The sequence below is a fragment of the Syntrophomonas sp. UBA5494 genome, assembly GCF_002426325.1.
Genome location: NZ_DIPG01000031.1, coordinates 64,844 through 69,719 on the forward strand (window position 1 = coordinate 64,844; position 4,876 = coordinate 69,719).

Below are 4,876 nucleotides of genomic sequence, written 5' to 3' on the forward strand. Positions count from 1 at the left end.
CTCCAAGAATATCGTTCGTGTGGAGCATTGGAACCATGTACATAAGTGGGTGCAGTCACGCAAATAGCCAGGTCCGGCCCCGGCATGGCATACTGCACCTGGTACGCTGTCAAAACCGGAGCGGGGAGGATTGGCATGGCTATAAAAACCGGCCGCGCCGATACGGCGGCCACAGTCAGGATTGACTATGACAGCTGCATTCATTGCGGTCTGTGTGCGGAGGTGTGCAAAGGCCAGCCTCTGATTATGGCGGAGGGCAGACTCAAGATCGATAATGAGCGTTTTTTTGGCTGCATCGGCTGCGGACACTGCATGTGCGTTTGTCCACAGGATTGCATACAAATCAGCGGACGCGACATGAGCCCTGAAGATGTCCTTCCCCTGCCGGATAAAACAAGCCTGCCCGGCTATGAACAGTTTTACGGCCTGTTGCTGTCCCGGCGCAGCATCCGCAATTTTCAGGATAGAGTGGTTGAGCCCGAAAAGATTGCCCGGATCGTAGATGCAGTCTGCACCGCTCCCATGGGTTTGCCGCCCAGCGATGTGGAGATTTTGATCCTGGACGGCTTTGCCCGGGTGCAGCAGTTCGCCGATGATATCATGGCCGTTATCAAGAAATCGCGCTGGTTCTTTTCTCCCCTGATGACCGGATTGCTGAAGCCTTTCTTCGGCAGAGAGTATGCAGAATCTGTGAACTCCTTCATCCGCCCCGCCGTTGATGTATTTTTGGAAGAAAAGGCTAAAGGCGAGGATTATCTGTTATACAACGCTCCCCTGGCCATGTACTTCCATGCCTCGCCTTATGCCGACCCCGCCGACAGCATAGTCGCCGCCACTTACGCCATGCTGGCCGCGCACTCCCTGGGACTGGGCAGCTGCATGATCGGCACCCCTCCGTACTTCATCAAGTACAGTAAGGAATTCAAGCAAAAATACCAGCTCCCGTCCAATAACCGGCCCGGAATCGTAGTGATTTTCGGATATCCCCGGATTAAATTCAGGAAAACCCTGCAGCGCCAGTTGAGCAAAGTCACCTACTGGTAGCGGGGGAAACCAAACCGGGCAATATGCGCTCATGAAACGGCCTCAAAAATATTGGCGTTCAAAAGGCAGGGCAAGAACCGCTGCCATTCTGCTTCTCCTTGTTAAATATTGGCTGTAATTCTATAATAAAGATATGTTATATGTTGTTATTATATTGAAGGAGGTAGGATTTTTGAAAAAGATCACAGCCGGAATTCTGATCCTGATGCTAATGCTGCTATCCATGCCGGGAATGGCGGTCGCCGGGGAATCCCCCAAACAGGCCTTTATCAACTATTATACAGACTACTTCGCACAATCCATGCAGTTGCAGCAGCAGGTTCTTAACGCCCTGACCACAGATACTGTACAGCTGCGAGCCAATGCCGATCTCAAAGATTTCAATATGGTTCTGGATGATGGCACCGCGGTTAGCAACGTCTCGGGGAATGCTTCATTGCTACTCGATTTCAGCCTCGCCCAAGGCAAGGGCAGCTGCAGTTTCCAGAGCAAAATGCTTGAGTACGACATTCAGGGACAGGTCTATATAAGGGGAGATGAGATCATCGTTACCCGCGAAACCATACAGTCTCTGAGCAATGCCGGCGCCGACTTCTCCGAGCTGGGCAATCCGGGGCAATTGCCCCCATATATCGTCTTCCCTCTGGGATTAAATGAACCGGAGCAGGCCGGTTTCAATATGGCCTTAAAACAGAGCATTACCTACCAGGAAGAACAAATGCAAGGCATACAGGACCTCCTGGTGGAGATCCTGGAAATTATACCTGACAGTTGTTATTCTTATGACCAAAACTATGCGGTCCTGGATCTTACACGGATTGCTAAAGATCCCCAGCAGCTGCTTAACAACCTCAAAAGCCACAGCGAGAGTTTAAGCGATAAAGTTTTCGGCACATTTATGAGCTACCCCAGCTTACAGAGCGATCCCCAATTCGAAACCCAGATGATGCAGGCCAGAAACGAGATGGTGGCAGCCATCAATAACCTGACCATCGCGGACCTGAACGAATTCCAGAAAAGTATTCCGTTTACCCTGAAAAAGGGCAAACTGTATGCTTCGGCGGATCGTCACAAAGCCTCTGTGGAGATAACCGGAGAAGTGGAAAATAATGATATAGGTTTCGCCTTAAATAGCGAAGTGAGGTTAAGCGGCGATGCAATGGCTTCAATCGAAAAGTATGACCTGTCTATACATACTTCAGATTTCAAACTGGTTTTGAACCTGTCAGCGGACAGCAGCATAAATCCAAATCAGGCTGCCTGTAAAATGACCTTATCCGGTCAATGGCAAGAGGGCAAGGATATTGACGACATAAACAGCGTTAGCGGTAAAGTGGATTTAGACATGGACTTGGATTGGTCGGGGAACGGCAACATAGTCATACCGCCGATAAATGCGCAGAACAGCAAACGGGTGGAGCCTGATAACAATAACCAGTCTATTCAGGTTTACCTTGATGGGGAAAAAATATCCTTATACGGAGCGGAACCGATAGTATCCAATGGAAGGACCTTGATTCCCGTAGCGGTATTGACAGCAGCTCTGGGCGGCAGCACCGAATGGCAGCCGCCCGACACCATTGTCCTCTCCAATGGCAGTGAAAATCAACTGGTCATGCGGCTTAATTCCACCAGCTATAAAATAGGCGCTCAGGAATATACCATGGACGCCCCGCCGGTGGTCCAGGACGGCCGCACCTACGTGCCCGTAAGGGTGATTGCTGAATACTTCGGCCTGTCGGTCTACTGGGATGCCGACAACCGCATAGTTTATCTCAACCGGCAGTAACCGCTGTAGAATGAAAATATGGGGTCGTGTCGTCTGTCCTTTCCCTAACAAGACATACGACACGACCCCATTCTTGTGCCAGGACGGAGATTTGCATATAAGCTTTAACAGACTTTTATCCGGGGGGTGTGAAACCAAATTTCGCGCACCCTACCGTTTTTTTGGCCATTATCAGTGTAGATTATATACAGTTTCTGTTGCGGGAGGGCTTAGGATTCAGATTATAATTAAGCTGCTTGAGCTGCCATGGCATCAGCTGCAAATCCGTAGATCTCACCGGCGAACTTGGCCAGGCGGAGCATGCGCATTCCAACTTTGACACCATGCCGCCTGGCCAGATTACTTACCATAGAATAGACAGTGCCCGGATCGAAGGAAGCATCTTGCCGGTTGCCCACTAATAAGAAAGGCCCTCGCAGAATCGGCCTCAGAATCATGTAATGCTGCCAGGCCAGCCTGGCCTCGGCATGCAGTGATACCTGGCGCTTACCCACCTTAATCGTTTGGGGACAAACATCGCTGTGGTCCCAGAGCAGACTGCATAACTCTTTGACCGTCAATCCCGTATAAAGCAGTTCTATGATGGCCCTATCGCGGACATTCATAACATCCTGATGCAGTTTAGCCCGAAGAAGCTGGATATCCTGCCAGGCCGCCCTCCTTTCTATCGAACTCATTGAGCACTTGCCGGCTCTGGCCACCAAATCCAGGGGGTTATAGGACAACATTCCCCGTTCCATGAGAAAACGGGCAAATGCAGACAAGCCGCAAAGATTCCGGTTAACTGTGGATGAAGCGTAGGATTTTTCAACTATCAGATAATCACGGTATTTTTCCAACAACAGCGGATTCATCAGAGCAGGTATATTGCCGCGCTTTCGATGCTGCGCACAGTAATGAAGATACATCTGCAGTGACCCGGTATAGAATTTTACCGTAACCGGTTTTCTGCCCTGACGCCGCAGATATGCGGCAAAGCAAACCCGATAATTCATCATGACCAACCCCTATCGCTAACTACTATATGTCAGCAGGAAGAGATTGGTAACATTCGGTTACTCAAGCTTATCATGCCGGCAGCCGGTTTGCGGCCCCGGCGCCATTAACAGGCTAGACTTCGGCAAAAACATCCCCCAGAGAAATCTTAAGTTCTGCAAAAGCGGTCGATTCTATGGTCTCTCCCTCAGCACAGGTTTTTAAGTTTTCCAGTTCTCTTGCCGGGGAGAAGGAATACTGTAAAATAGTGCGGTTTTCCAGATTTACCACCCAGTATTCCGAAACCCCGCTTTTCATGTAGAGATTCAATTTCGTGACCATATCCTTGCCTTTAGTCGACGGAGACAATACTTCAACCACCAGGGCGGGTACGCCTTCATATTTATCAGATTCATTCACCTTGTTCAGATCGCATATAACCACCACATCAGGCTGGACGACATTGGGATCTTCTTCAAACTTGGTCGCAAAGCCGAAAAGCCTTACATCAAATGGTGATGTTAATGACCGGCAAGGCTTTCCTTTAAAATAGTTGTAAAAATGCCAGGATATTTCGTTGACTACAATTTGATGTTTAAAGCTCGGCGAAGCCAGGAGGTAAATCTCGCCGTCGATGAGTTCATACCTCTGGTCGGAGGAATCGACCAGGGTCATATATTCCTCGTAGCTGACTTTTCTGGTGGTTCTGCAGCCTTTGGCTTCTTCGTGGACCAGAAAATAATCAGGTTCATGGTAGCGGCTCAGTTTGGCCACGCTTTTTCCGTTTTTGGTAACTATAATATCTTCCTTCTCCACCAGAGCCAGATATTTCCCAAAAGCATTCTGCAAGTCGGTAGTGTTTACACGCATAGCAGCACCCCCAATCTTATATTAGCTAAAATTATAAGGTATATTAGCTATATTATCAATAAATAATTAGCTATAAAGACAAGGGGGACGGCAGGCTGTGTGAAAAGTCCCGAAATTGGCGATGGAAACGCTATCTTGAACAAACCCCGTCGCTATATGGCCCCCCGGCATAGCCGGGGTTTTCTCCCATAAAAAAAT

The 4,876-nt window shown here is 49.1% G+C and carries 4 protein-coding genes; 2 read left to right on the forward strand and 2 right to left on the reverse strand.

Features of this window, described 5'->3' with window-relative positions; genetic code table 11:
* Nucleotides 1–135 precede the first annotated feature (135 nt).
* Nucleotides 136–1,044, forward strand: a complete 909-nt coding sequence (locus B3W37_RS03355) for a nitroreductase family protein (RefSeq protein ID WP_483174773.1) — start codon at nt 136–138, stop codon at nt 1,042–1,044.
* A gap of 172 nt (nt 1,045–1,216) precedes the next feature.
* Entirely contained in the window at nt 1,217–2,833 is a 1,617-nt protein-coding gene (locus B3W37_RS03360; protein ID WP_483174774.1) for a stalk domain-containing protein, read from the forward strand.
* A gap of 227 nt (nt 2,834–3,060) precedes the next feature.
* On the opposite strand, the gene B3W37_RS03365 is transcribed toward B3W37_RS03360, so the two are convergent.
* Both B3W37_RS03365 and B3W37_RS03370 read right to left on the reverse strand, forming a co-directional pair.
* Complete coding sequence (locus B3W37_RS03365) at nt 3,061–3,831, reverse strand: tyrosine-type recombinase/integrase (RefSeq protein WP_483174775.1); 771 nt, start codon at nt 3,829–3,831, stop codon at nt 3,061–3,063.
* Between the two features lie 112 nt (nt 3,832–3,943).
* A complete protein-coding gene (locus B3W37_RS03370) occupies nt 3,944–4,678 on the reverse strand; it encodes a type II toxin-antitoxin system prevent-host-death family antitoxin (RefSeq protein WP_483174776.1) in 735 nt (244 codons plus the stop codon).
* Nucleotides 4,679–4,876 lie beyond the last annotated feature (198 nt).

Excerpts from the sequence above, each read along its gene's own strand:
- B3W37_RS03365 (WP_483174775.1), bottom strand. The coding sequence starts at position 3,831 with ATGATGAATTATCGGGTTTGCTTTGCCGCATATCTGCGGCGTCAGGGC.
- B3W37_RS03355 (WP_483174773.1), top strand. The coding sequence starts at position 136 with ATGGCTATAAAAACCGGCCGCGCCGATACGGCGGCCACAGTCAGGATT.
- B3W37_RS03370 (WP_483174776.1), bottom strand. The coding sequence starts at position 4,678 with ATGCGTGTAAACACTACCGACTTGCAGAATGCTTTTGGGAAATATCTG.